This is a genomic window from Streptomyces sp. NPDC000345, assembly GCF_042898825.1.
In the GTDB taxonomy this organism is placed as follows: Bacteria; Actinomycetota; Actinomycetes; order Streptomycetales; family Streptomycetaceae; genus Streptomyces.
Genome location: NZ_JBIAZE010000021.1, coordinates 97,775 through 124,364 on the forward strand (window position 1 = coordinate 97,775; position 26,590 = coordinate 124,364).

Consider the following 26,590-nt stretch of genomic DNA (forward strand, 5'->3'; position numbering starts at 1 on the left):
GGCGATGAAGTCGGCAGCGGTGGCGGGGGCTCCCGGAGCCCCCGCCCCTCCTCGCCCGCGCAAGAGCGTCACCGGCACCCGCAAGGCCGTGGCGGCGCTGTTCCTGCTGCCCGCCCTGCTGCTGCTCGGCGCGCTCGTGGTCTACCCCATCGGGTACTCGGTCGTGCGCAGTCTCTACGACCAGTCCGGCGACGGGTTCGCCGGCGTCGACAACTACAAGGCCCTCTTCACGGACGACGGCATCCGCGCGGCCCTGAAGAACAACGTGATCTGGGTGGTGTTCGCGCCGACGGTCGCGACCGCGCTCGGGCTGATCTTCGCGGTGCTGACCGAACGGGTGCGCTGGGGCACGGCGTTCAAGCTGGTCGTCTTCATGCCGATGGCGATCTCGATGCTCGCCGCCGGCATCATCTTCCGGCTGGTCTACGACCAGGACCCGGACAAGGGCGTCGCGAACGCGGTCTGGGTGGGCGTGCACGACACGTTCGCGCAGGCGTCCGCGTTCCCGAAGGCCCACCCGGGCCGCGACTCGCCGCTGCGCGCCGGCGAGGGCGGCTTCCTGACCGAGGCCACCGTCCGCACCGGCGGCACCGTCACCCTGCCCCTGGTGGGCGTGGCCCCCGACCAGATGCCCGACGGCGCGAAGACGGCCGTGGCGCCGAAGGCGGAGCCGGGGAAGATCACCGGGACCACCTGGCAGGACTTCACCCGGGGCAAGGGCGTCGGCACCCTCGGCGCCCCGGACCCCACCGAGCTGGGCTACGCCGGCATGAGGATCGAGGCGGTGAAGGACGGCAAGGTGGTGGCGTCCGCGAAGGCCGCCGACGACGGCACCTTCACCCTCCCCGCCGAGGCCGACGGCGCCCGGCTCCGGCTGCCCGCGAGCAACTTCAAGGAGCCGTACAACGGCCTGGACTGGCTGGGCCCGTCCCTGGTGACCCCGGCGATCATCGGGTCGTACATCTGGATGTGGGCGGGTTTCGCGATGGTGCTGATCGCGGCCGGCCTGGCGGGCGTCCCGCGGGAACTCCTCGAGGCCGCCCGGGTCGACGGGGCGAACGAGTGGCAGGTGTTCCGCAGGGTCACCGTCCCGCTGCTCGCGCCGGTCCTCGCGGTCGTCACCGTCACCCTGATGATCAATGTGCTCAAGGTGTTCGACCTGGTGTTCATCATCGCGCCGGGATCCTCGCAGGACGACGCGAACGTGCTGGCGCTGGAGCTGTACCGCAAGGGCTTCTCCGAGGACCAGCCGGGCATCGCGAGCGCCATCGCGGTGTTCCTGCTGCTGCTGGTGATCCCGATGATGTGGTTCAACGTGCGACGGCTGAGGCGGGAGGTGCGGCGATGACGACGACGGGCAAGTGGCTGGTCGAGAAGCTCAACGGCGGACTGGTCCGGGCGTTTCTCCTCGTCGTCGGCCTGTTCTGGCTGGTGCCGACCATCGGTCTGCTCGTCTCCTCCCTCCGCGCACCGGAGGACATGAGCGCGAGCGGCTGGTGGAAGGTGTTCAGCGAGCCCTCCCGGCTCACCTTCACCAGCTACCGCAAGCTCCTCGAGAACAGCGACATCACCGACTCCCTCGTCAACACGGTGCTGATCACCGTCCCGGCGACGATCCTCGTCGTCTTCATCGGCTCGCTCGCCGGATACGCCTTCGCGTGGATGGAGTTCCCGGGCCGCGACTGGTGGTTCCTCGCCGTGGTGGGCCTGCTGGTGGTGCCCGTGCAGGTGGCGCTGATCCCGATCGCCGAACTGTTCGGCAGGATCGGCCTGTTCGGCACCGTCCTCGGGGTGATCCTGTTCCACGTCGGCTTCGGCCTGCCGTTCTCGGTGTTCCTGCTGCGGAACTTCTTCGCGGAGATCCCGCGCGAACTGCTGGAGGCGGCCCGGCTGGACGGGGCGGGCGAACTGCGCCTGTTCTTCCGGGTCGTGATGCCGCTGGGCGCTCCGGCGATCGCGAGCCTGGCCATCTTCCAGTTCCTGTGGGTGTGGAACGACATGCTGGTCGCGCTGGTGTTCACCAACGCCGACAGCCAGCCGATCACGGTCGCCCTGCAGACGCAGGTGCGGCAGTTCGGCAACAACATCGACGTGCTGGCGCCGGGCGCGTTCATCTCGATGGTGATCCCGCTGGCCGTGTTCTTCGCGTTCCAGCGGCAGTTCGTGTCCGGTGTGATGGCGGGCGCGGTCAAATAGCCCGGAGGACAACGACGGGAGGGGGGCGGGACGTCACGGTCCCGTCCTCTTTCGTTCACCCGCAATCCCCCGAATGCCGTACGAACCGTAACCGGATCACTCCATCGGCCGTTTCCGGGCAAGGCCCTGCCCGCGCCGACCCATGGATGTCCCTTGCCCAGGTTCAGTGTCATCGTCCCCGCGTACAAGGTTCAGGCGTACCTGCACGAGTGCCTCGAGTCGGTGCTGTCCCAGTCGTGGACCGACTTCGAACTGATCGCCGTGGACGACCATTCGCCGGACGCCTGCGGTGAGATCATCGACGAGTTCGCCGCCCGCGATCCGCGGGTGCGCGCGGTGCATCTGGCGGAGAACGTGGGTCTGGGCCGGGCCCGCAACGCGGGCATGCGGGTGGCGAGCGGCGACTACCTGCTGTTCCTGGACTCCGACGACACCCTCACCCCGGAGGCGCTGCGGGCGATCGCCGACCGGCTGAAGGAGACCGGCGAACCGGACGTCCTGGTCTACGACTACGCGCGCACCTACTGGGACGGCCGGGCGGAGCGCAACCAGCGGGCGGCCCTGCTGACCGAGCAGGGTCCGGCGCCGTTCCGGCTGGCGGACCGGCCGGGCCTGTTCCGGGTGCTGATGGTGGCCTGGAACAAGGCGTGCAAGCGGGAGTTCGTCCAGCGTGTGGGTCTGACCTTCCCGCCGGGCTACTACGAGGACACGCCGTGGACGTACCCGGCGCTGATGGCGGCGGAGTCGATCGCGACGCTCGACCGGGTGTGCGTGCACTACCGCCAGCGCCGCCGGGGCAACATCCTGTCCACCACCAGCCGCAGGCACTTCGACGTCTTCGAGCAGTACGACCGGGTCTTCGCGTTCGTCGAGGAGCACCCCGAACTCGCCCCGTGGCGGCCGGTGCTGTTCCGCCGCATGGTCGACCACTTCACGACCGTCTTCACCAAGCAGGACCGGCTGCCGCGCGGCTCGCACGCCGAGTTCCTGCGCAGGGCCCGCGCCCACTGCCGCCGGCACCGCAGCCCGGGCAGCCCGCTCCCGCTGCGCTCCCGTCTGCGCCACGCCCTGGTCCACCTGGGCCTGCACCGCACCTACCGGGCGCTCCAGGCGGGCATGACCCTGCGGCGCCGCACCCTGAAGCTCGGCGTGAAGCTGGCCCGCGCGCTGCGGGCCGCCCTGCTCCAGGCGCACTACCACATCCAGCTGCGGCTGCCGCTGCGCGCCGACCGCGCGGTGTTCGGCGCGTACTGGGGGCGCGGGCACGGCTGCAACCCGGGCGCGCTGGAGGCCGCGTTCCGCACGTTCGCGCCGCAGGTGCGCACCGCCTGGATCGCCCGCCCCGAGCACCAGCGGTCGGTCCCGCCGGGCCCGCAGCCGCTCGCCCCCGGCACGGCCGCCTACTGGACGGCGCTGGCCCGCTCCAAGTACCTCGTCAACAACGTCAACTTCGACCGCAGGCTGGTCAAACGGCCCGGCCAGGTCTTCGTCCAGACGCAGCACGGCACCCCCCTCAAACACATGGGCCTCGACCTCCGGGAACGCCCGGCGGCCGCGCGGGACATGGACTTCGACGAGCTGCTGCGCGGCGTCGACAAATGGGACTACGTCCTGTCCGCCAACCGCCACACCACGCTGACCTGGGAGCGCGTCTACCCCGGCGGCTATCTGACCCTCGAATACGGCTATCCGCGCAACGACGTCTTCCAGCAGGCGACCGCGGCGGACGTGGCCCGGCTGCGCGAGTCCCTCGGCATCCCCCGCGACACGGTCGCCCTCCTGTACGCCCCCACCCACCGCGACCACCGCCGCACCCAGTGCGCCGCCCTCGACCTGGAGCGCGTCGTGCGCGGTCTGGGCCCGCGCTTCGTGATCCTGGCCCGCGCCCACTACTGGCAGGGCTCCCTCCTCGCGCGCCGGACGCCCGGTGTCATCGACGTCGGCGAGCACCCCAGCGTCGAATCCCTCTGCCTGGCCTCGGACGCGCTGGTCACCGACTACTCGTCGATCATGTTCGACTACGCCAACCTGGACCGCCCGATCGTCGTGCACGCCCCCGACGACGACTGGGCCGCGTACCAGGCGGCCCGCGGCACCTACTTCGACGTGCGCGCCTTCCCGCCGGGCGCGGTCGCCCGCAGCGAGGACGAGCTGATCGACATCTTCACCACCGGCCGATGGCGCGGCTCCCGCTCGGCCCAGCGGCGCGCCGCGTTCCGTGAGCGGTTCTGCCCGTACGACGACGGACGTGCCGCCGAGCGGGTCGTCCGCCGGGTCGTGCTGGGCGAGACGCAGCTTCCGCCGGTGGTGCCGCCGGCCGAGCGCCGGCCCGCGCCGTCGGCGGCCGCCACGGCGCACTCCCCGGTCGCCGCCGTGCCGCAGCCTTCCGGCTCGCACCCCGTCACCGACGGCCGCTGACCGCCGTTGAACACCGCTGTAGAGCGGCACACGGCGGTACCGGGCGGCACCGATGGCCGACGGCACAGAGCGCGGCCGCAGAGCGGCACAGATCACCACAGAGAGAGCAGTATGCCCCGCTTCAGCATCATCGTCCCGTCCCACGGGGTGGCCGGCCGGCTGTCGCTGGCGCTGGACTCCGTCCTCGCCCAGTCCTTCGGCGACTTCGAGCTGATCCCGGTCTGCGACGCGCCCGACACCCCGGCCGCCGCCGTCGCCGCCGGGTACGCGGAACGGGACGCGCGGGTGACACCGGTGCACTCGCCGCCGTCGGCGGGCCTGGCCGGGGCGCGCAACACCGGGATGCGGGCGGCGACGGGCGGGTACCTGCTGTTCCTCGACGGCGACGACACCCTCGCCCCGGGCGCCCTGACGGCGCTGGACACCCGCCTCACCGCGACCGGTGACGTGGACGTCCTGTACTTCGAGCACGAGCGCACACCGTGGTGGGAGGGCGAGCCGACGAACCCGGCGGCCCCGCTGCTGGCGAGGGCCCCGAAGGGCGCCTGCCCCCCCGCCGAGGCCCCCCTGGTGACCGGTGTGCAGCTGCCTGCCTGGAGCGCCGCCTACCGCCGCTCCTTCCTCGGCGAACAGCGGCTCGCCTTCCCCGAGGGCCACTTCACCGACGTCGGCTTCGGCGGCCTGGTCACCCTGAGCGCCGGCCGGATCGCGGTCCTGCGCCATGTCGTCGTACGGCATCTGCTGCGCCGGCAGGGCAGCCGGCTCAACCTGCCGGGCGAGCACCACACCGAACTGCTGGACCGCGCCGAGCTGGTGCTGACGCGGGCCGCTGAACTCGGCCTGCCCACGGACCGGCTGGGTCCGCTGTTCGAGCAGCTCTTCACCCTCGTCCTCAAGACGGCCGCGCACCCCGCCCGGCTGCCGGGCCGCTGCCGCCGGGCCTTCTTCCGCCGTGCGGGCAGGCTGTACCGCCTTCACCGGCCGGCGGGTTTCCGCAGGCCGGGCGGGAGTCTGGGAGTACAGCACCGGCTCCTCGCGGCGGGGGCGTACACCGCGTTCCGCGCGCTGCGCGGCGCCAACCAGAAGGCATCGGCGGCCGCCCAGCGCGTGCCGCGCCCCCGGGGTCTGCGCACGCGCCTGTTCTACGGGCGCCGGCTGCGCCGCCGTATCGACCCCGGCCTGGCGGTGTACTGCGCCTACTGGGGCCGGGGTTACGCCTGCAACCCGGCCGCGATCCACGCCAAGGCCGCCGAACTCGCCCCGCACATCCGCTCGGTGTTCCTCGTCGAACCCGATCAGGCGCACGCGATGCCGGAGGGGATCGACCACGCCGTCATCGGCAGCCGCCGCTACTGGGACGTCCTGGCCCGCGCCAAGTACCTCGTCAACAACGCCAACTTCGCGGAGGGCGTCGTCAAGCGGGAGGGCAGTGTCCATGTGCAGACGCAGCACGGCACCCCGCTGAAGAAGATGGGCGTCGACCAGTCGACGTACCCGGTGACGGCGGCGGCGACCGGCTCCTTCACCAAGCTGCTCGGGCGCGTGGACCGCTGGGACTACAACCTCTCCTCCAACACCCATTCCACGCAGATGTGGGAGCGCGCCTTCCCGGGCCGGTACGAGCACCTGGAGTACGGCTATCCGCGCAACGACGTCTTCTACACGGCGACGGCCCGGGACGTGGCCCGGGTGCGGCGGGAGCTGGGCGTCCCGGAGGGGAAGACGGCCGTCCTGTACGCGCCCACCCACCGCGACCACCAGACCGGCTTCGAGACGGGCCTGGACCTGGAGGCCTTCTGCGAGGCGGCCGGCGAGGACCTCGTCGTCCTGCTGCGCGCCCACTACTTCTACGACCGCGGCCCCTCCCGGGGAACCGGCCGGATCATCGACGTCACCGGCCACCGCTCCTCCGAGGACGTCTGCCTGGCCGCCGACGTGCTGGTCACCGACTATTCGTCGATCATGTTCGACTACGCCAACCTGGACCGCCCGATCGTCGTGTACGCCGACGACTGGGACGTCTACACCGAGACGCGCGGCGTGTACTTCGACCTGATGGCGGCCCCGCCCGGACCGGTGGCCCGCACCCCGCAGGAGCTGGCGCGGGTGTTCCGCGACGGCGCGTACGCCTCCGCCGGGTCCCAGGCGCTGAGGGCCGCGTTCCGTGCCCGTTTCTGCCAGTTCGACGACGGCCGCGCCGCCGAGCGCGTGGTGCGCAGGGTGCTGCTCGGCGAGCCCCCGGAGGCGATCCCGCCCGTGCGGCCGCTCGCCGAGCGCGTCCCGGCCCCGGCCGCCTCCCCCCTCGTAAGGAGCTGACCCCCGCAGTGCCCCGCTTCAGCATCATCGTCCCCTGTTTCAAGGTGCAGGGCTTCCTGCGCGAGTGTCTCGACTCGCTGCTAGACCAGTCGTACCGGGACTTCGAGGTGATCGCCGTCGACGACCGCTCGCCCGACGGCTGCGGTGCGATCCTCGACGAGTTCGCGGCCCGCGACGACCGCGTCCGGGTGCTGCACCTGCCGGAGAACGTCGGCCTGGGCCGCGCCCGCAACGCGGGGATGCCCCTGGCCACCGGCGACTACCTGTTCTTCCTCGACAGCGACGACACCCTCACCCCAGGCGCCCTGCGCGCGATGGCCGACCGGCTGGCCGAGTCCGCGGACCCGGACGTGCTGGTCTTCGACTACGCGCGCACCTACTGGTGGGGCGGCACGCGCCGCAACGCCCTCGCGCACCTCCTCGCCGAGACCGGCGACGGCACCTTCACGGCCGCCGAACGCCCGGAGATCCTGGACCTGTTGATGGTCGTGTGGAACAAGGTCTACCGGCGCGCCTTCGTCGAGGCGAACGGCTTCGCCTTCCCGCCCGGCTACTACGAGGACACCCCCTGGACGTTCCCGGTCATGCTCAGCGCGGAGCGGATCGCCACGCTGGACCGGATCTGCCTGAACTACCGCCAGCGCCGCCAGGGCAACATCCTGTCCACCACCAGCCGCAAGCACTTCGACATCCACGACCAGTACGAGCGGGTCTTCGCCTTCGTCGACTCCCGCCCCGCGCTGGCGGACTGGCGGCCGTTTCTGCACCGCAAGATGGGCGAGCACTGCCTGGACATCCTCGCCAAGCCGGACCGGCTGCCGCCCTCGGACAAGGGCGAGTTCTTCCGCCGGACGGCCGAGATGTTCCGCGCCCACAAGCCCGCCGGTGCGCCCGTCCCGGCGGGACTGCGGGTGCTGGAGGGCGGGTACGCCGCCTACCGGGTGCGGCGGCAGGCCGAGCGGGCCGCGCGGGAACTGGCGCGGCGCGGCGGGCTGGTCCGCCGGGCGGCCGCGGGCGGGGTGCGGCGCGGGCTGGACGGGGCGCGGCCGCGCCGGGCGCCCGATCCGCGGCTCGTGGTGTACTCGGCGTTCTCGCACCGGGGCGTGCTCGGCGACCCGGGCGCGGTCTACCGCAAGGCGCTGGAGATCGCCCCGCAGTTGCGCGGGGTGTGGGTGGTGCGCGACGAGGAGACGGCCGCGCGGCTCCCCGAGGGGGTCGAGCACGTGCTCCTGGACTCCCCCGAGTACCGCCGGGTGACCGCGCGGGCCGGCTTCTTCGTCAACAACGTCAACTGGCCGGGCACGCTGGCCAAACGCCCGGGCAGCGTCCACATCCACACCCACCAGGGCACCCCGCTGAAGTACATGGCCGCCGATCTGCTGGCCAAGCCCGGCGCCCGGTACGGGGTGGACGTGCCGCAGATGCTGCGCCGCGCCGACCGCTGGGACCACAGCCTGGTCGCCAACCGGCACTCGGAACTGGTGTGGGAGCGGGCGTACCCGTGCCACTTCGCGTCGGCGCGGACCGGCAGCCCGCGCAACGACGTGCTGGTCGGCGCGGGCGCGGAGGCGGGCGCGGCGGTGCGTGCCCGGCTGGGCGTCCCGGCCGGGCACACGGTCGTGCTGTACGCGCCGACCCGGCGGGAGTACGTGCGCGGCGGGCATGTCGACCGGATCGACCTGGCCCGGTTCGCCGCCGACCTCGGTGAGGGCCACACCCTGGTCGTACGGCTGCACCCGTCCCTGGCGACCGGGCACGCGCGCGGGATGGGCCTGTCGGACCTGCACCGGCGCGGTGTGCTCGTCGACGCGACCGACGAGCCGCACGTCGAGGACGTCATGCTCGCCTCGGACGTCCTGGTCACCGACTACTCGGCCCTGATGTTCGACTACGCCAACCTGGACCGCCCGATCGTGGTGCACGCCGACGACTGGAACGCGTACGCGGCCAGCAGGGGCGTCTACTTCGACATCACCGCGCAGGCTCCCGGCCATGTCTCGCGCACCTACCGCGAGCTGGTCCGGCTGCTGGCCTCCGGCAGCTGGCGGGATGAGGACTCCGCCCGGCTGCGGGCGGACTTCCGGGCGCGGTTCTGCGAGTACGACGACGGGCGCGCCGCCGAGCGGGTCGTACGGCGGCTGCTGCTGGGCGAGGAGTTCCCGGACGGGGTGCCGGTGAAGGTGCCCGGTCCGAGCGCGGCGCACGAGCAGCTCGCGTCGACCTGAACACGCGGCGGGCGTGATAGTCCAGATGCCGTGAAATCCCCTTATGTCACTGAATCCACAGAAGTCGTCGGAGTCACATGGCGGCCCCGCACCTGGGTGCTGGTCCTGGCCGCCGTGTTCGCGGTGCTCCAGCTCGCGAACGTCACCGGCCGGGACACCCCGGACTCCAAGAACTACCTGTCGTACGCGCTGAGCCTGCGCGGGGAGGGCAAGCGGGAGGCGGCGGAAGCGACCATCGACTACGCCTGCCTGAGCGGCGCCTCGATCGCGGCCCGGCGGCAGAGCGTGGACGTGGTCCGCTTCCACGGGCCCGACCCCACCCGCCGGGTGCAGTCCGAGTGCCGGGAGCGGGAGTGGCGCAACGTCGGGGCGCGGCTGAGGGCGGGGCAGACCGGCGGCCACACCGTGCCGTTCATGCCGGAGCGCTTCATGCGGATCTTCGAGGCGCGGCCCGGGTATCCGGTGTTCCTGCTGCCGTTCCTCACCCTGTTCGGGGTGACGTGGGGGCTGTGGCTGGCGGGTGTCGCGGTGACGGTGGCGGGCGGGGTGCTGGCCTTCCTGGTGCTGCGCGCCCTGCGCGCGCCCGCCCTGGTGTGTCTGACCGGACAGGCGCTGTACTACGTCCTGCCCTGCGGCACGACCGCGATGCGCCCGATGACCGAGGGGCTGATGCTGGCGCTGACGCTGGCCGCGGTGTGGGGGTGCGTGCTGGCCCTGGACGAGGGCGGGCGGCGGGTGCGGGCGGCGGCGTGGCTCGTCGGGGGGTCGCTGGCGGCGCTGTTCACGGTCAAGCACTCGCAGGCGCTGTTCCTCGGGCTGTGCCTGGCGTCCGCAGGCGGCCTGCTGGCCGTACGGCGGCGGCGGGCGGGGCGGGCGCCGGGGCGCGGCGTGGTCGTGGTGACCGCGGCGGGCTGCTGCGGGGTGCTGGGGACCATGCTGCTGGCCCGGCTGCTGCACTATCCGGCGGAGTCGGAGAGCCTCCAGGATCTGCTGACCCCTCACTTCTCCCGGCCCGACCGCGCCCGGGTGTGGCCGGAGTTCTTGCACCTTCAGTTGAACTTCTGGGTGGAGTGGTCGCGCCGGCAGTTGTGGGAGCCGCTGTTCGTGGCGGCGCTGGCGGCCGGGGCGTGGGGTGTGCTGCGGGCGCGGCGGGCGGCCGGGGTGTTCGTCGTGGCCGCGGCGTTCACCGGGGTCCTGACCCAGGCGGGGCATCCGGACATCAACATCTGGGGTGACCGGCTGATCGTGCTGGCGTGGCTGCTGCCGGTGCTGGGGATGCCGCTGCTGCTGGAGTCGGTGCTGGTGCGGGAGCGGGTCGCGCTGCCGGCGCAGGAGCGGTCAGGGCCCTCCGATCGGACTCACTCGATGGGATGACATCCGGCAAGGCCGTTGACGCAGACGGGAAGATACGACCAATGCCCCTGATGCGCAACTTTGCCCCTGTCTGCCGCTTTCTGGTTTCCGTCCGGTGAGCGCCGGTGTCCTGACCCGGCGGCCCGTGCGCGGCGCCAGGGCGCTGCGCGGCGGGCGGGTGTGGCGTCCGAGTCCGTACCAGGTCTTCGGCTTCCTGTTCTGGCTGGTGATGTCGCTGGCGTTCTGGCGGGTGCCGCTGTGCTGCGACGCGGGTGTGCACGCGGCGGTCGTCGAACGCCTCAAGGCGGATCTGCTCCGGCCCCGGCATCCGATGGCCGACCTGCCGGGCGCGGGCAGCCCCTACTACTCGCCGTACGCGGTGGCCGAGGGCGCGTTCGCCCGCCTGACCGGGCTGACCGGCTGGGAGGTGCTGCGGGTCGCCGGGCCGCTGAACCTGCTGGTGCTGCTGACCGGCATCGGCCGTTTCGTGCGCGCGCTGACGCCGCGACCGTGGGCGCCCGTTCTCGCCCTGACGGCGATGACCCTGCTGTGGGGTACGGAACGGGCCTGGTGGAGCGGCTATCTGGGCCTGATGTCGATGACCGGCAACCTGGGCTATCCGTCCACCTTCGCCATCGGGGCCGCCTTCTGGGCATGGGCCCTGACGGCGGCACGCGCGCGTGACGGCCGCCTGGTCCGCTACGTCGGCCCGAGCGGTCTGCGCGGCTTCACCGGGTACGCCGGGCTGGGCGCGCTGTACGGGGTGATCCTGCTGGTGCATCCGATCACGGCGGTGGCTGCCGTGACCGGCGGCGTCGCCGTGGTCCTGGGGTGGCAGCGCGAGTGGCGGCCGGCGGTGGCGGCCCGCTGGGCGGCGACGGGCGCGGTGGCGCTGCTGGTCACGGCCGGCTGGCCGTACTTCGACGTGTTCGCGCTGGCCGGGGACGGCAGCGTGGACGCGATGCACCGGCGGCTGTACGACGGGATGACCGGCCACTTCTGGCTGGCGCTGCTGGGCCTGCCCGCGCTGTGGGCGCGGGGGCGGCGCTCGCCGCGCGACCCGCTGGTGCTGATGTTCGCCCTGGACTGCCTGGTGGTGACGTACGGATTCGCCAGCGGCCACTACACCTACGGGCGGATCCTCGGCCTGACCCTGGTGCCGGCGCAGTTCGCGCTGGCGGTGGAGCTGGCCGCGCCCCGGCCGTGGGCGGTGTGGCGGCGGACGCTGGGGGCGGTCGCGGTCTGCGGGGCCGGTCTGGGGCTGCTGACCGTGCAGGCGGGGGCGGTCGTGCCGCGCGCGCTGGACCCGGTGGGCTTCGACCAGCCGCCGCACTGGCCGGCGTACGACTGGGCGGCCCGGCACATCGGGCCCGGGGAGGTGGTGGTCACCGACGGGTACTACGCCGTCCACGCGATCGCCGGGTACGGCCCCAACCTCGCGGCGCCCGCCTGGCCGGACGCGTCGCTGGACGAGCGGGTGCGGCTGCGCCGGCTGGCGGACGTCCGCGCCTATCTCGACCACGACTCCACCCGCGCCGAGCGGGTGGTGATCGCCCGCCGCTACCGCATCCGCTGGCTGCTGCTGACGCGCTGGCACCCGGTGCCCGAGGAGGCCGTGGTGGTGGCGTGGAGCCGGCGGACGGGGGAGGTCCTGGCACGGGTGTCGCCCGGGACACAGAACCCCCGGGAGCAGCTTTCCGGGGAATAGCCGCTTCCGGGGGTGGTCGTCCGGGGTGCTTACTCGATGACGAGGTCGACGTCGATGTTGCCGCGGGTGGCGTTGGAGTACGGGCAGACCTGGTGGGCGGCCTCGACCAGCTTGCGGCCGGTCGCCTCGTCCAGCGTGTCGGGCAGCTCGACGCGCAGCGTCACCTTCAGGCCGAAGCCCTCACCCTGCTTGCCTATGCCGACCTCGGCGGTCACGGCGGCGTCGCTCACGTCCACCTTCGCCTGACGGCCGACGAGACCGAGCGCGCTGCCGAAACAGGCCGCGTAGCCGGCGGCGAACAGCTGCTCCGGGTTGGTGCCCTGACCGTTGCCGCCCAGCTCCACCGGCATGGCGAGCGCGAGGTCGATCCTGCCGTCGTTGGTGACGGCGCGGCCCTCGCGGCCGTGGGTGGCGGTGGCGACTGCGGTGTAGAGCGCGTCCATGGATGAACCATCCCTCTCGGAAGTCTGTGACGGGGGTGGCCGGCCCGGGCGCTGCTCGCACCCGGGCCGCTCACGGAGACAAGTAGAGCACACAATTCAATTGCACACAACTAAATGGCTCGCCGGGGCTATCCTGGAGGCATGAGCAACAGCCCGACCCCGACCCCCTCCCCCGCCCCGCCGGAGAACTGGCTGCTCCTGGACCGCCAGATCTGCTTCTCCCTGCACGCCGCCTCGCGCGCCTTCAACGGCGTCTACCGCGTGATCCTCAAGGAACTCGGGCTGACCTACCCCCAGTACCTGGTGATGCTGGTCCTGTGGGAGCACGGCGAGCTGCCCGTGAAGAAGCTCGGCGAACACCTGCGCCTGGACTCCGGCACGCTCTCCCCGCTGCTGAAGCGGCTGGAGTCGGCGGGCCTGGTGCGCCGGGAGCGCAGCGCGCGCGACGAGCGCTCGGTGGAGATCCGACTGACCGACGAGGGCGCCGCGCTGCGGGAGCGGGCGCTGGAGGTCCCCCGCCGGATCGTTTCGGCGACCGGGTTCCGGCTGGACGAGATCAGCGAGCTGCGGGAGCGCCTCGACCAGCTCACCGGCGCGCTGGACGCGGCCGCGCTGGAGGAGGAGCCGGGGAACAGGTGACGGCCGGGGAGCAGGCGGGGGCCGGCGGGCGGCGGGTGTACAACCGCAGCGTGACCCCGTCCCGCACGAACTCGCGCCTCGGCTCGCCCGGCACGAAGTCCTCCGTCACGACGGTCAGCTTGACCCGCTCGACCGGATTGCGCGGGTACCACGGGGAACGCAGGGCGTACGGCTCGGCGAACACCCAGAGCCGGTCCAGGGCGAGCAGCCGGCGCCGCAGCTCGGCGGCGCCCCGCTCACGGCCGTAGAGCGTCCCCGAGACGGGCCCGGGAGCGGCGAGCGCCACGTCCCGCACCCCCCGGAAGCCCTCCGGGTACGCCGCCTTCGCCCGCCGCCCGATGGCCGGCAGGAACACCACGGCGTCCCCCGCCCGCAGCTCCCGCGCGGCCAGCGCGGAAACAGCGGCCTGCGTGTCGGGACGCACCCGCAGCGCACGGTCCTGGCGGTGCAGCGGCAGATGATGGGCGAACGCCAGGACGACGGCGAGAGCGCCCGCCAGGGGGGCGAGGACGCGGAGGGCCGGGCGGCGGGTGGCCCCGGGCCGGGCTTTCGGCGACGGGGTCCGTGAGGACGCCGCACCGAGCAGCCGGCTCGCGCCCGCCGCCACCAGCAGCGGCGCGCCCGCGAGGGCGTACAGGACATAGCGGTCGTCGTACATCGGGCGGAACTGGGAGACGGCGAGCAGGGTCAGCGGGGGCACGGCGGTCCACGGCAGGGCGACCGCGGCGAGCGTGAGGCGGCGGGGGCCCGGCAGGGCGAGGAGCGCGAGGAACAGGCAGGTCCAGAAGACCGGCCCGCCCGGCCCGAGAAACGCGTGCAGCAGCCGCTGCGCGCTGCCCGGCCCCGGCCGGGGCAGCCACGCCACCTGACCGGACTGGCCGCTCGACACCAGGGCGAGCGGCAGCAGGACGAGGCCGGTGGCGCCGCACGCGGCACCCCATCGCACCCAGACCCTCCTCCCCACGCGCGCGTACAGCAGCGTCACCGCGTGGGCCGGCACCAGCAGCACCGCCAGCTCGTGCAGCAGACAGGTCAGGGCGAGGGTGACGCCGTACGCCCACCAGGAGCGTCCCTGGAGCGCCCGGACGAGCAGCAGGGTCGCCGCGGCCGCGCCCGCGGCGACGAGGGCGTACGAGCGGCCCTCCTGCGCGTAGTGGCCCACCAGCGGGGTCGTCGCGTACAGCAGGCCCGCCCACAGGCCGACGCGCGGCCGGGCCAGCCGTACGCCGAGCGCCGCGACCAGTCCCGCCGTGGCGACCGCCGCGCCCACGGACGGCAGCCGCAGGACGACCTCGCCGGGACGGACGGCGAGGACGGCGTGCAGGAGGAGGTAGTACAGGCCGTGCACCGCGTCCACCCCGTGCAGCAGCCGCCAGATCTGCGGCACCGAGCGCCGTGCGACCTGGAAGGTGACCGCCTCGTCGCGCCACATGCCCCCGCGGTCGAGCCCCCACAGGCCGAGCGCGAGCATGACTCCGGCGGGGGCGGTGACCGCCACGGCCGCGCGCCACGGCCTCCCGCCCTCCGCACTCCCCGTGTTCCTCGAGACCACGGGACCATTTTGTGCGATTTAGTACCGCTTATTGGCTATTGACGGAGTATCTGAACTAAAGAGGCATTCAAGCGGCTTACGATCCGCCGTCATGGAACGTCGTCGTCTTCTTCTCGCCCTCGCCGCCGCCTGGCTGGCCACCCGAGCCCTGATGCTGTGGCTGCTCGCCCACGACTCCCTCGGGATCCTGGGCGGCCGGGTGAGCCGGGAGGTGTGGCGCACGTACCACCACTGGTACGGCGTCCTGTCGCACGGCGCCTTCCCCGCGCACGACACGCTGTGGCAGTACCCGCCGGGCGCCGGAGTCGTGCTGCTGTCGCCGGGGCTGCTGCCGTGGTGGACGTACTTCCAGGCGTTCGTCGCCCTCACGGTCCTCTCGGACGCGGCGGTCGCGTGCGCGCTGGCCCGCGCGGGCACCCGGCCGGGCCGCACCCTGGCCGGGGCGGCGGTATGGGTGGGTGGGCTGCCCCTGCTGGTCCGCGTCCCGTTCGCCCGCTACGACGTGCAGGTCACCGCCCTCGCCGTGATCTCCCTGCTGGCGCTGTCCCGCTCCACGCGCGTGGGCGGGGCGTTCGCCGCCCTGGGGGCGCTGGTGAAGGTGTGGCCGGTGCTCGTGCTGGTCGGCGTGCGGCGGGGACGCGAGACCCGGTCGGTGTGGGCGTCGGTGGCGCTGACCGGGGCCGCGGTGTTCCTGCTCCTGGTGTTCGCGTTCCGCAACCCGCTCGCCTTCCTGCTCCAGCAGGGCGGCAGGGGCGTGCAGATCGAGTCCCTGGGCGGCACGCTGCTCTCGCTCGCGACCCACGCCGACTGGCCGGGCAAGGTCCACTACCGGTACGGCGCGATGGAGTTCACCGGACCGTACGTCTCCAGCGTGGCGCACGCCTCGCTCGCCCTCACCGCCGTCGCCTTCGGCCTGCTGCTGTGGTGGCGGATCCGCGCCCGCCACTGGACCGAGGCCGTGCCGTACGACGCGGCACTCAGCGCGGTACTGCTGTTCACCGTGACCAGCCGGGTGATCAGCCCGCAGTACATGATCTGGCTGGTGGGCCTGGCCGCCGTCTGCCTGACCTCCCGGCACACCACCCAGCGGCCCGTGGCCGCGCTGATCCTGGCCTCGACCGCGCTCAGCGCCGTGATCTTCCCGGTCAAGTACGGCGAGGTCATCGAGTGCACCTGGACCGGCACCGGGCTGATGGTCCTGCGCAACGGCCTGCTGCTCGCGGCGGCCGCGCTCTCGTACGTGCGCCTGTGGCGCGCGAGCACGGCGCGCGCCGCGGAACGCGCCGTCAGTTGTCCACAGGCCCTGCACGGGAGCCGCACGCCTGCTTCACTGTGAGACGACTCCATTGCGGCAATTGTCCGCGGATCGACCGAGTGAGTGACGAGGGGGAAGGTCGCGACATGACCTGGCTGATCACGGGTGGCGCCGGCTACATCGGGGCGCACGTCGTACGGGCGATGACCCGGGCGGGCGAGCGGGCGGTGGTCTACGACGACCTGTCCACCGGCATCGCCGCGCGCGTACCCGCCGGGGTGCCCCTGGTGGTGGGTTCGACGCTGGACGCCGAGCGGGTCGCCCGCGTCCTCGCCGAGCACGCGGTCACCGGCGTCGTCCACCTCGCGGCGAAGAAGCAGGTCGGCGAGTCGGTGGAGCGGCCGCTGCACTACTACCGGGAGAACGTGGAGGGGCTCAGAGTCCTGCTGGAGGCGGTGACCGCGGCCCGGGTCCCGTCCTTCGTGTTCTCCTCCTCGGCCGCCGTGTACGGCATGCCGGACGTCGACCTGGTCACCGAGGACACCCCCTGCGTGCCGATGTCGCCGTACGGCGAGACGAAGCTGGCCGGCGAGTGGCTGGTCCGCGCCACGGGCCGGGCCACGGGACTGGCCACGGCCTCCCTGCGGTACTTCAACGTGGCGGGGGCGGCCGCCCCGGAACTGGCGGACACCGGAGTGTTCAACCTCATCCCGATGGTCTTCGAGAAGCTCACCGAGAACGCCCCACCGCGCATCTTCGGCGACGACTACCCGACCCCGGACGGCACGTGCGTGCGGGACTACATCCACGTCGTCGACCTGGCCGAGGCCCATGTGGCCGCCGCCCACGCCCTGCGCTCCTCGCCCGGCCGCGACCTCACCCTCAACATCGGCCGGGGCGAGGGCGTCTCGGTCCGCGAGATGATCGACCGCGTCAACGCCGTCACCGGGCATCACCGGCCGCCCACCATCGCGCCCCGCCGCCCCGGCGACCCGGCCAGGGTGGTCGCCTCGGCCGACCGCATCGCCACGGAACTCACCTGGAAGGCCGGACACGACGTCCAGGACATGATCACCTCAGCCTGGCAGGGCTGGCTGCGCCTCCATCCGGAGGCAGCACGGCGCTGACCGGCCGCCGGGAGCCGGGGCCCTGGGCCCGCAGCCGCCCGGTCCGTCGGACTCGTACGCTGGCGTGATGATCGATATCGCGCGGGCCGTCGGATGTGTGGTCGGCTCGGCTGTGGGTGACGCGCTCGGGGCGCCCTTCGAGTTCGGGCCGGAGGGCGCCTTCTCTGCCCGGTTCCCGGTCCCGGGGCATGGCGGCGAGATGTGCGGGGGCGGCGGCTGGGAGCCGGGCGAGGCGACCGACGACACGCAGATGGCGGTACTCGTCGGCGAGTCCCTGGTGGAGTGCGGCGGGCTGGATCCGGCCGACGTCTTCGCCCGGTTCCGGCGCTGGGCCGCCGCCGGCCCCAAGGACATCGGCCTGCAGACCGAGGCGGTGCTGAACAGCGGCGACCCCTGGGACACGGCCGCCGAACGCCACTTCCGGTCCGGCCAACGGGCTGCGGGGAACGGCGCGTTGATGCGGGCGGCGACCTCCGCCGTGCACTTCGCGCCCCGGGGCCGCGCCGCCACCCTGGACGCGGGCCGGCGGCTGTCCGCCCTCACCCACGGGGACCCCGCGGCCTGGGAGGGCACGGCGATCTTCCACGACCTGGTCCGCGTCGCCCTGACCGGCGCCGACCCGCTGGCCGCGCTCCCGGACACGCTGGCCGCGGTGCACCCCGCCCACCGGCGGCGCTACGCCACCGTCCTCGCCCCCGACTGGCACCCGGACCTCGCCACCGAGTTCAACGGCGCGGTGTGGCCCTGCCTCGGCTCCGCCGTCTGGGCCCTGCGCACCACCTCCTCGTACGAGGACGCCGTCCGCGCCGCCGTCGACGTCGGAGGAGACACGGACACCGTCGCGGCGGTCACGGGCGGGCTCGCCGGGGCGGTGTACGGCATCGACGGCGTCCCGGAGCGCTGGACGGCCGCCGTGCACGTACCGCTGCCCGGATGGGACGGCCGGGTGCTGCGGCCGGCGGAACTCGCCGGGCTCACGCGGCGACTGGCTGCTTGAGAGGGTCGGCGCGCGGGATCAGGTGTTGTTGAGACAGGCCAGTACGGCCAGCACGCGGCGGTGGCCGGTGTCGCTCGGCGGCAGGCCCAGCTTCAGGAACACGTTGCCGATGTGCTTGCTGACCGACCGCTCGGTGATGACGAGCGTGGTGGCGATGGTCGTGTTGTCGTGGCCCTCGGCCATGAGCGCGAGCACCTCGCGCTCGCGCGGGGTGAGCCGGTCCAGCGGGGAGTCCTTGCGGCGTGTCATGAGTTCGGTGACGACCTCGGGGTCCAGGGCCGTGCCGCCGCCCGCGACCCGTTCCAGCGCGTCCAGGAACTCGTCGACCCGGCCGACGCGGTCCTTCAGCAGGTAGCCGACGCCGCTCGCGCCGCCGCCGAGCAGTTCGGCCGCGTAGGACTCCTCGACGTACTGGGAGAGCACCAGCACCGGCAGGCCGGGGATCCTCTCGCGGGCCTCCAGGGCGGCCCGCAGCCCCTCGTCACGGAAGCCGGGCGGCATGCGCACATCGAGGACCGCCACATCGGGCCGGTGCTCCAGCAGCGCGGGCAGGATCTCGGGGCCGGAGCCGGCGACGGCCGCCACCTCGTGCCCGGCCGATGTCAGCAACAGGACAAGACCCTCTCTGAGCAGGGTGTTGTCCTCGGCCATCACGACTCTCATGCCACCTCGATTCCTGTCGCTCCCGTCCGGGCGACCGGAGCCGCCCGTTCACAGCGCCTTGATCGCCTCGGCGGTCGCCCGCGCCAGCGCGCCCAGATAGCCCTTGGGCAGCTTCGGGCTGCGGATCACCACCGAACGCCAGTAAAGCGGACCCGAGATCAGATCGAGCGCCAGCTCGTCGTCCAGCCCCGTCCGGACCTCGCCGCGCCGCTCCGCCGCCGCCACGATCTTCAGCGCGACGCCCTCCTGGCCCTCCCGCAGCGCCTTCTGCAGCGCCTCGGCGATCTCGGGGTTGCGGGCCGCCTCGGCCTGCAGATCCGGGATGATCTGCGAGGCCACGGGATGCCGGAGCGCCCGCGCGGTGACCTCGTACAGCATCCGCAGATCGCTCTCCAGGCCGCCCGTCTCCGGGGCGGGCAGGCCCTGCACGGCGAGCGCCGAGACGAGGTCGAGGACCAGGTGCAGCTTGGAGCGCCAGCGCCGGTACACCGCGGTCTTGCCCACGCCGGCGCGCCGGGCGATGCCCTCGATGGACATCCGCGCGTAGCCGACGGTCGCGAGCTCCTCGAACACGGCCGCCCGGATGGCTTCCGTCACATCCTCGCGGAGCACGGCCGCGCCCGCGGGAGCCCGGCGGCGCGGCTTCGCCTGCGGTTCGTCGGCGTTCGTCGCGTTCGTCGTCATGCCGACCAGCATAGGGCGTTACGACGAAACGGTTGCGTTCCGACGTGAAGAAGGCCTACGCTCACGTTGCGACGATACGGTCCCGTCCCGACGTAAGAAAACGTGAAGAGAAACGTAAGAGAACGCCGGGCGACGGCCGTGCGGCCGGACGACCGCACGCACCCCCACCCCCGAGTGAAAGCAGCGGATGTGAGCCAGGTCCTCCACACACCGCCCACCACCCAGGCGGCCGCACCCCACGACGACCTGGCGGCCCTCGCCGCCCGGCACGGCCTCGCGGTCAGCGGTGCCCGCCCCTCCCTGCCCCGGTACATCCGTCAGCTGTGGGCGCGCCGCCACTTCATCACCGCCTTCGCCACCGCCAAGCTCACCTCGCAGTACAGCGCCGCGAAGCTGGGCCAGATCTGGCAGGTGATGACCCCGCTGCTGAACGCGGCCGTCTACTACTTCATCTTCGGCATGCTGCTGCAGACCAAGAAGGACGTGCCGGACTTCATCCCCTTCCTGGTCACGGGCGTGTTCGTGTGGACGTTCACCCAGAGCTCGATCATGTCGGGCACCCGGTCCATCTCCGGCAACATCGGCCTGGTGCGGGCCCTGCACTTCCCGCGGGCCGCGCTGCCGATCTCGTACTGTCTTCAGCAGCTGCAGCAGCTGCTGTTCTCGATGGCCGCGCTGCTGATCATCCTGTTCGCGGTCGGCGTGCCGCCGGCCCTCTCCTGGGTGCTCGTCCTGCCGGTCCTCACCCTGCAGTTCGTCTTCAACGCGGGCATCTCGATGATCCTGGCCCGGCTGGGCGCGAAGACCCCGGACATCGCCCAGCTGATGCCGTTCGTGCTGCGCACCTGGATGTACGTGTCCGGCGTGATGTGGAGCATCGACAACCTGCTCAGCAAGCACACCGACTGGCCGTCCTGGGTCAGGGACGTGCTGCGCGCCAACCCCGCCGCCGTGTACATCGACCTGATGCGCTTCGCGCTGATCGACAGCTTCCACGCCGATCAGCTGCCGCCCCACGTGTGGGCGCTCGCGTCCGGCTGGGCGCTGCTCGCCGGCGTCGGCGGCTTCATCTACTTCTGGAAGGCTGAGGAGACGTACGGCCGTGGCTGACACCGCACACCCCATCCAGCCCCTCGACGAGCGGGCCCCCACCGTCGTCGTCGACGGCGTCGACATCGTCTACCGGGTCAACGGCACCGGCGGCGGCCGCGGCAGCGCCACCGCGGCCCTCAACCGGATCCTGCGCCGCAAGCAGGCCGAGAAGGCGGCGGGCACCCGACTGGTGCACGCGGTCAAGAACGTCTCCTTCGTCGCCTGCAAGGGCGAGGCGATCGGCCTGATCGGCACCAACGGCTCCGGCAAGTCGACCCTGCTCAAGGCGATCGCCGGCCTCCTGCCGGTGGAGAACGGCCGTATCTACACCGACGGCCAGCCCTCCCTCCTCGGCGTCAACGCGGCCCTGATGGGCGACCTGACCGGCGAGCGCAACGTCTACCTCGGCGGCCTCGCCATGGGCATGTCCCGCGAGCAGATCAAGGAGCGCTACCAGCAGATCGTCGACTTCTCCGGCATCAACGACAAGGGCGACTTCATCTCCCTGCCCATGCGCACGTACTCCTCCGGCATGGGCTCCCGACTGCGCTTCTCCATCGCCGCCGCGAAGGACCACGACGTCCTCCTCATCGACGAGGCCCTGGCCACCGGTGACGCGCAGTTCCGCAAGCGCTCGGCGGACCGCATCCGCGAGATGCGCGAGCACGCCGGCACCGTCTTCCTGGTCAGCCACAGCAACAGCTCGATCCGCGAGACCTGCGAACGGGTGCTGTGGCTGGAGCGCGGCGAACTGCGCATGGACGGCCCCACCGAGCAGGTCATGGACGCGTACGAGGCGTTCAGCGGCGACCACAAGGCCAAGAAGAAGCCCCGCCCCAAGCCGGTCGCGGCGACCGTCTGAGCCGGCGGGCAGGCGAAGGGCGCCCCCCGATGACCGGGGGGCGCCCTTCGTCACGCCGTACGCGATGTGCCCGGACGGGCGGCGTTACGAGTGCGTCCGCAGCAGCGTCCGCATCGTGCGCATCGCGACCGACAGGTTCGCCAGGTCGAACGTCTCCGAACTCTGGATCTCCTCCAGCGTCGTGCGCGCCCGGCCCAGGATCGCCGCGTTCCGCTCCTGCCACGCCTTGAACCGCTGCTCGGGCGTCGAGCTGCCGTTGCCGACGGCCAGGACGTCCGCAGTCAGCGCCGCGTGCGCCGCGTACAGGTCCTCGCGGATGGAGGCGCGGGCCATGGACTGCCAGCGGTCGGCACGCGGCAGCTCGATGATGCGGTCCATGAGCTGGGTGATGTGCAGCCGGTCGGCGAGGTCGTAGTAGACCTCGGCCACGTCCAGCGGGTCCTTGCCCATGCGGTCGGCGACCGACACGATGTCCAGCGCCGGGAAGGCGGAGGAGAACCCGGCCACCCGGGTGGCGAGCTCGTCCGGCACACCCGCGCCGGTCAGCTCGTCGTAGATCTTCTGCCACCACTCCAGGTCCGCGCCGCGCAGCAGCTTCGTCAGCTGCGACCAGACCTGCTCGACGCGCTCGGCGAAGAACTCCACGGTCTCGGCGAGCTGCAGCGGCTGCGGCCGGTTGTTGAGCAGCCAGCGGGTACCGCGCTCGACGAGCCGGCGCGAGTGCAGCCGGATCCGGGTCTGCACGGCCGCCTCGACGGTGTTGTCGAGCTCCTCGACCGCGTCCCACACCGGCGCCGACTTGAAGATCGCCCGGGCCGCGGTCTGCGCCCGCACGATCTCCTCCAGCGAGGCGCCGGTCTCCTCGCGCAGCCGGTGCAGATACGTCGTACCGCCGGTGTTGACCGTGTCGTTGACCAGCACGGTCGTGGTGATCTCACGGCGCAGCGGGTGGCTGTCGATGTGCTCGGGGAACTGCTCGCGCAACGCGGTCGGGAAGTACGCGTACAGCAGACCGCGCAGATACGGGTCGTCGGGCAGCGACGTCTGCAGCAGCTCGTCCGAGACCGTGATCTTCGTGTACGCCAGCAGGACGGCGGTCTCCGGACCGGTCAGGCCGTGGCCGGACCCGAGGCGCTCACGGATCTGCCGGTCGGTCGGCAGGAACTCCAGCGCCCGGTCCAGGTGGCCCTCGCGGACCAGGTGGCGGAGGTAGCGCTGCTGGGCGTGGAGCATGTCCTTGGACTGGGCGAGGGCGTTGGCGATCGCCGTGTTCTGCGCGTAGTTGTTGCGCAGGACCAGCGCGCCGACCTCGTCGGTCATCTCCGCGAGCAGCTTGTTGCGCTGCTTGACGGTCATGTCGCCGTCCGTGACCAGACCGTTCAGCAGGATCTTGATGTTCACCTCGTGGTCGGAGGTGTCCACGCCGGCGCTGTTGTCGATGGCGTCGGTGTTGATCCGGCCGCCGCTGCGGGCGAACTCGATCCGGCCGAGCTGGGTCAGGCCCAGGTTGCCGCCCTCGCCGACGACCTTGACCCGCAGGTCCTGGCCGTCGACGCGGATCGGGTCGTTCGCCTTGTCGCCGACGTCGGCGTTCGACTCGGTGCTCGCCTTGACGTACGTGCCGATGCCGCCGTTCCACAGCAGGTCCACCGGCGCCGAGAGGATCGCCTTCATCAGGTCGGCCGGGGTCAGCTTGGTGACGCCCGCCTCGATGCCGAGGGCCTCCCGGATGTGCGCGTTGACCGGGATCGCCTTCGCCGTACGGGGGAAGACACCGCCGCCGGAGGAGATCAGGTCACTGTTGTAGTCGGCCCAGGAACTGCGCGGCAGCTCGAACAGGCGGCGGCGCTCGGCGTAGGAGGTCGCGGCGTCCGGGCGGGGGTCGATGAAGATGTGCCGGTGGTCGAACGCGGCGACCAGGCGGATGTGCTCGGAGAGCAGCATGCCGTTGCCGAACACGTCACCGGACATGTCACCGATGCCGACGACCGTGAAGTCCTCGACCTGCGTGTCGACGCCCATGTCACGGAAGTGCCGCTTGACGGACTCCCAGGCGCCGCGCGCGGTGATGCCCATCGCCTTGTGGTCGTACCCGGCGCTGCCGCCGGAGGCGAAGGCGTCCCCGAGCCAGAAGTCGTAGGACTGGGCGACCTCGTTGGCGATGTCGGAGAACGTCGCCGTGCCCTTGTCGGCCGCGACCACCAGGTAGGTGTCGTCCCCGTCGTGCCGTACGACGTCGGCCGGCGGCACGACCTCCCCGGCCACCATGTTGTCGGTGATGTCGAGGAGCGCCGAGATGAACGTGCGGTAGCTGGCGATGCCCTCGGCCAGCCACGCGTCACGGTCCACGGACGGGTCGGGCAGCTGCTTGGCGACGAAGCCGCCCTTGGCGCCGACCGGCACGATGACGGTGTTCTTCACCATCTGCGCCTTGACCAGCCCGAGGATCTCGGTCCGGAAGTCCTCCCTGCGGTCCGACCACCTGAGGCCACCGCGCGCGACCTTCCCGAACCGCAGGTGCACACCCTCCACCCGGGGCGAGTACACCCAGATCTCGAACGCCGGGCGGGGCGCCGGCAGGTCCGGGATCGCCTGCGGGTCGAACTTCATCGACACGTACGCGTGCGGCGTGCCGTCCGCGGTGTTCTGGAAGAAGTTGGTCCGCAGGGTCGCCTTGATGACGGTGAGGAAGGACCGCAGGATCCGGTCCTCGTCGAGCGAGGCCACCTGGTCGAGAGCGGCGTCGAGCTCCTCCAGCAGCGCGTCGACGATCTCCAGCCCGGCACGCTGCCGGCCGGGCGACATCCGCGCCTCGAACAGGGAGACGAGCAGCCGGGTGGTATGGACGTTCGTACGGAGGGTGTCCTCCATGTAGTCCTGGCTGAACGTGGAACCGGCCTGGCGCAGGTACTTGGCGTAGGCGCGCAGCACCATCGCCTGCCGCCAGTTCAGCCCGGCCCCCAGCACCAGCGCGTTGAACCCGTCGTTCTCCGCCTCGCCGGTCCAGGTCGCGGCGAACGCCTCCTGGAACCGCTCACGCCCGTCGTCCCCGAGCAGATCGGTGGTCCCGCCGCCCAGCGCCTTGGGGATGCGCAGCCCGAAGTCGTAGATCCAGGCCACCGACCGGTCCGTGCAGCGCATCTCGTACGGCCGCTCGTCGATCACCTCGACACCCAGCCGGTTCAGCACCGGCAGCACGGCCGACAGGGAGATCGCGGCACCCTTGCGGTAGATCTTGAAGCGGCGCTCGTCGGGCGCGGCGCCCACCGGCTCGTACAGGCTGAGCGAGAAGCTCTGGTCCTCGGTGAGCCGTTCGAGGTGGACGAGGTCGGCGACCGCGGCGCGCGGGGTGTGGTCGGCCTTGTAGCCCTCGGTGAAGGCGTTGTTGTAGCGGCGCAGCAGCTCGGCGGCCCGCTCCTCGCCCAGTTCGGCGTTGAGCGCCTCGGCGAACGCGTCGGCCCAGGACCGCGCCGCCTCCACGAGCCGCGCCTCGATGCGTTCCTTGTCGGCCTCCGACAGCTCGGGCAGCTCGGTGCCCTGCGGGACCCGCACCACGAAGTGCAGCCGGGACAGGATCGACTCCGTGTTCCAGGCGGTGAAGTCGACGCTGGTGCCGCCCAGCTCCTCCTTGAGGATGTCGATGATCCGCAGCCGGACACCGGTGGTGTAGCGGTCGCGGGGCAGGTAGACCAGCGCGGAGTAGTAGCGCCCGTACTCGTCCTGCCGCAGGTAGAGCCGCAGCCTCCGCCGCTCCTGCAGGTACAGCACGCTGGTCACGATGGACCGCAGCTCGTCGACCGGCGTCTGGAAGAGCTCGTCGCGCGGATACGTCTCCATGATCTGGAGCAGGTCGCGCCCGTCGTGGCTGTTGGGCGAGAACCCCGCGCCCGTGAGGACGGCGTCGACCTTGCGCCGGACGACGGGGACCCGGACCACGGACTCGGTGTAGGCCGCGGAGGAGAAGAGCCCGAGGAACCGCCGCTCCCCGACCACGTTCCCCTCGGCGTCGAACTTCTTGACCCCGACATAGTCGAGATACGAGGGCCGGTGCACGGTGGCCCGGCTGTTGGCCTTGGTCAGGACGAGCAGCTTGTGCTCACGGGCCTTGGCGCGCGCGTCGGCGGGGAGCCGCTCGAAGGACGGGCTGACGGGGTGCGCGTCACCGCCGGCGTGATGCGGATCGGCCCGCAGTATCCCGAGCCCGGTCCCCGGCACGGCCGCGAGGGAGTCGTCTTCCCGCAGCTGGTACTCCCGGTACCCCAGGAAGGTGAAGTGATCGGCGGCGAGCCAGCGCAGCAGCTCACGGGCCTCCTCGACCTCGGGCGAGGGAAGATCACCGGGCGTGGGCTCGTCGGGCAGGGCGTCGGCGATCCGCAGGGCCGAGTCCCGCATCTTCTCCCAGTCCTCGACGGCCTCGCGGACGTCGGAGAGCACCCTCAGCAGATCGGCGGTGACCTGCTTCAGGTCGGCGCGGTCGGTCTCCCGGTCCATCTCCACATGGATCCAGGACTCGACGTGCGCGTCGTGCGGAAGGTCACCGGCGGCGGCGCGCGGGGATCCCAGCACCTCGATGAGCTTTCCGGTCACGTCCCGCCGCACCACGAACTGCGGATGCACGACGAGGTGGATGCCCCGCCCCTGACGGGTCAGCTCGTTGGTGACGGAGTCGACGAGGAAGGGCATGTCGTCGGTGACGACTTCGACCACGGAGTGACTGCAGGTCCAGCCGTTCTCCTCGACCGTCGGCGTGTGGACCCGGACGTTGGCCGTCCCCTGCGGCCGGTTCTCGGCGAGCCGGTAGTGGGAGAGCGCGGCTCCGAAGACGTCGACCGGGTCGCGGTCGGTGAGGTCCTCCGGGGCGGTGTGCAGGTAGTAGCGCTGGAGGAACGCGAGGAGGGCGTCGTGGTCCGGGGTGCCCGCAGTGCCCTCGCCCGTCGTCCCAGTCGGTAGGTGCCCCCCGACCGGGCTGTTCTCAGCGACCCGCGCCGCCCTCTCGAGCAGCTCGGCCTTGGCTTCGTCCAGCTTGGTCTGCATTGTCCTCTGACTCCTGTCGCGCGCCG

General features: G+C 72.2%; 18 protein-coding genes. 13 read left to right on the top strand and 5 right to left on the bottom strand.

The genetic code is table 11. The features are described 5' to 3' along the window. Positions 1–4: 4 nt before the first annotated feature. The 7 genes from ACFY30_RS35680 to ACFY30_RS35710 all read left to right on the top strand — a co-directional run bounded on the left by ACFY30_RS35680 (position 5) and on the right by ACFY30_RS35710 (position 12,216). Entirely contained in the window at positions 5–1,348 is a 1,344-nt protein-coding gene (locus ACFY30_RS35680; protein WP_390849279.1) for a carbohydrate ABC transporter permease, read from the top strand. Then, positions 1,345–2,196: a carbohydrate ABC transporter permease gene (locus ACFY30_RS35685; RefSeq protein ID WP_390849280.1), complete on the top strand. Its 852-nt coding sequence runs from the start codon at positions 1,345–1,347 to the stop codon at positions 2,194–2,196. The genes ACFY30_RS35680 and ACFY30_RS35685 overlap by 4 nt, the downstream gene beginning before the upstream one ends. A 153-nt stretch (positions 2,197–2,349) precedes the next feature. Further along, complete coding sequence (locus ACFY30_RS35690; RefSeq protein ID WP_390849281.1) at positions 2,350–4,614, top strand: CDP-glycerol glycerophosphotransferase family protein; 2,265 nt, start codon at positions 2,350–2,352, stop codon at positions 4,612–4,614. Between the two features lie 111 nt (positions 4,615–4,725). Continuing rightward, positions 4,726–6,930: a CDP-glycerol glycerophosphotransferase family protein gene (locus tag ACFY30_RS35695; protein WP_390849282.1), complete on the top strand. Its 2,205-nt coding sequence runs from the start codon at positions 4,726–4,728 to the stop codon at positions 6,928–6,930. Positions 6,931–6,938: 8 nt separating this feature from the next. Then, a complete protein-coding gene (locus ACFY30_RS35700; RefSeq protein WP_390849283.1) occupies positions 6,939–9,155 on the top strand; it encodes a CDP-glycerol glycerophosphotransferase family protein in 2,217 nt (738 codons plus the stop codon). Positions 9,156–9,251: 96 nt separating this feature from the next. Continuing rightward, positions 9,252–10,529: a hypothetical protein gene (locus tag ACFY30_RS35705; protein WP_390849317.1), complete on the top strand. Its 1,278-nt coding sequence runs from the start codon at positions 9,252–9,254 to the stop codon at positions 10,527–10,529. A 94-nt stretch (positions 10,530–10,623) separates the two neighbouring features. Continuing rightward, positions 10,624–12,216, top strand: a complete 1,593-nt coding sequence (locus ACFY30_RS35710) for a hypothetical protein (RefSeq protein WP_390849284.1) — start codon at positions 10,624–10,626, stop codon at positions 12,214–12,216. Between the two features lie 29 nt (positions 12,217–12,245). Here the strand turns inward: ACFY30_RS35710 and ACFY30_RS35715 are convergent, their stop codons facing one another. Beyond that, positions 12,246–12,659 carry an organic hydroperoxide resistance protein gene (locus tag ACFY30_RS35715; protein ID WP_390849285.1) on the bottom strand — a complete coding sequence of 138 codons (414 nt, stop codon included), beginning with the start codon at positions 12,657–12,659 and terminating at the stop codon, positions 12,246–12,248. Between the two features lie 141 nt (positions 12,660–12,800). Here ACFY30_RS35715 and ACFY30_RS35720 point away from each other — a divergent pair, with 141 nt between their 5' ends. Continuing rightward, positions 12,801–13,298: a MarR family winged helix-turn-helix transcriptional regulator gene (locus ACFY30_RS35720; RefSeq protein WP_390849286.1), complete on the top strand. Its 498-nt coding sequence runs from the start codon at positions 12,801–12,803 to the stop codon at positions 13,296–13,298. On the opposite strand, the gene ACFY30_RS35725 is transcribed toward ACFY30_RS35720, so the two are convergent. Further along, positions 13,246–14,850, bottom strand: coding sequence for a glycosyltransferase family 39 protein (locus tag ACFY30_RS35725; RefSeq protein ID WP_390849287.1), 1,605 nt, complete (start codon positions 14,848–14,850; stop codon positions 13,246–13,248). The two genes, ACFY30_RS35720 and ACFY30_RS35725, sit on opposite strands and share 53 nt — an antisense overlap. Before the next feature lie 91 nt (positions 14,851–14,941). On the opposite strand from ACFY30_RS35725, the gene ACFY30_RS35730 reads away from it, so the two are divergent. The 3 genes from ACFY30_RS35730 to ACFY30_RS35740 all read left to right on the top strand — a co-directional run bounded on the left by ACFY30_RS35730 (position 14,942) and on the right by ACFY30_RS35740 (position 18,229). Next, on the top strand, positions 14,942–16,186 hold the full coding sequence (locus tag ACFY30_RS35730; RefSeq protein ID WP_390849288.1) for a glycosyltransferase 87 family protein: 1,245 nt from the start codon (positions 14,942–14,944) through the stop codon (positions 16,184–16,186). Positions 16,187–16,251: 65 nt separating this feature from the next. After that, complete coding sequence (gene galE / locus ACFY30_RS35735) at positions 16,252–17,232, top strand: UDP-glucose 4-epimerase GalE (RefSeq protein WP_390849289.1); 981 nt, start codon at positions 16,252–16,254, stop codon at positions 17,230–17,232. Between the two features lie 67 nt (positions 17,233–17,299). After that, entirely contained in the window at positions 17,300–18,229 is a 930-nt protein-coding gene (locus ACFY30_RS35740; protein ID WP_390849290.1) for an ADP-ribosylglycohydrolase family protein, read from the top strand. 18 nt (positions 18,230–18,247) lie between these two features. On the opposite strand, the gene ACFY30_RS35745 is transcribed toward ACFY30_RS35740, so the two are convergent. Together ACFY30_RS35745 and ACFY30_RS35750 are read right to left on the bottom strand one after the other, a co-directional pair. After that, positions 18,248–18,892, bottom strand: a complete 645-nt coding sequence (locus tag ACFY30_RS35745) for a LuxR C-terminal-related transcriptional regulator (RefSeq protein ID WP_390849291.1) — start codon at positions 18,890–18,892, stop codon at positions 18,248–18,250. 48 nt (positions 18,893–18,940) lie between these two features. Further along, the gene (locus tag ACFY30_RS35750) at positions 18,941–19,588 is read right to left on the bottom strand and encodes a TetR/AcrR family transcriptional regulator (protein WP_390849292.1); all 648 of its coding nucleotides are present in this window, start codon (positions 19,586–19,588) and stop codon (positions 18,941–18,943) included. A gap of 177 nt (positions 19,589–19,765) precedes the next feature. On the opposite strand from ACFY30_RS35750, the gene ACFY30_RS35755 reads away from it, so the two are divergent. Then, positions 19,766–20,686 carry an ABC transporter permease gene (locus tag ACFY30_RS35755; RefSeq protein ID WP_390849293.1) on the top strand — a complete coding sequence of 307 codons (921 nt, stop codon included), beginning with the start codon at positions 19,766–19,768 and terminating at the stop codon, positions 20,684–20,686. After that, a complete protein-coding gene (locus tag ACFY30_RS35760) occupies positions 20,679–21,530 on the top strand; it encodes an ABC transporter ATP-binding protein (RefSeq protein WP_390849294.1) in 852 nt (283 codons plus the stop codon). The genes ACFY30_RS35755 and ACFY30_RS35760 overlap by 8 nt, the downstream gene beginning before the upstream one ends. An 84-nt stretch (positions 21,531–21,614) precedes the next feature. On the opposite strand, the gene ACFY30_RS35765 is transcribed toward ACFY30_RS35760, so the two are convergent. Then, positions 21,615–26,564 (bottom strand): NAD-glutamate dehydrogenase, encoded by a 4,950-nt coding sequence (locus ACFY30_RS35765; RefSeq protein WP_390849295.1) that lies wholly within the window; start codon positions 26,562–26,564, stop codon positions 21,615–21,617. Between the last annotated feature and the right edge of the window lie 26 nt (positions 26,565–26,590).

Coding starts and splice junctions, on each gene's coding strand:
- galE (WP_390849289.1), top strand. CDS start 16,252: ATGACCTGGCTGATCACGGGTGGCGCCGGCTACATCGGGGCGCACGTC.
- ACFY30_RS35680 (WP_390849279.1), top strand. CDS start 5: ATGAAGTCGGCAGCGGTGGCGGGGGCTCCCGGAGCCCCCGCCCCTCCT.
- ACFY30_RS35685 (WP_390849280.1), top strand. CDS start 1,345: ATGACGACGACGGGCAAGTGGCTGGTCGAGAAGCTCAACGGCGGACTG.
- ACFY30_RS35750 (WP_390849292.1), bottom strand. CDS start 19,588: ATGCTGGTCGGCATGACGACGAACGCGACGAACGCCGACGAACCGCAG.
- ACFY30_RS35745 (WP_390849291.1), bottom strand. CDS start 18,892: ATGAGAGTCGTGATGGCCGAGGACAACACCCTGCTCAGAGAGGGTCTT.
- ACFY30_RS35740 (WP_390849290.1), top strand. CDS start 17,300: ATGATCGATATCGCGCGGGCCGTCGGATGTGTGGTCGGCTCGGCTGTG.
- ACFY30_RS35695 (WP_390849282.1), top strand. CDS start 4,726: ATGCCCCGCTTCAGCATCATCGTCCCGTCCCACGGGGTGGCCGGCCGG.
- ACFY30_RS35730 (WP_390849288.1), top strand. CDS start 14,942: ATGGAACGTCGTCGTCTTCTTCTCGCCCTCGCCGCCGCCTGGCTGGCC.
- ACFY30_RS35715 (WP_390849285.1), bottom strand. CDS start 12,659: ATGGACGCGCTCTACACCGCAGTCGCCACCGCCACCCACGGCCGCGAG.
- ACFY30_RS35765 (WP_390849295.1), bottom strand. CDS start 26,564: ATGCAGACCAAGCTGGACGAAGCCAAGGCCGAGCTGCTCGAGAGGGCG.
- ACFY30_RS35720 (WP_390849286.1), top strand. CDS start 12,801: ATGAGCAACAGCCCGACCCCGACCCCCTCCCCCGCCCCGCCGGAGAAC.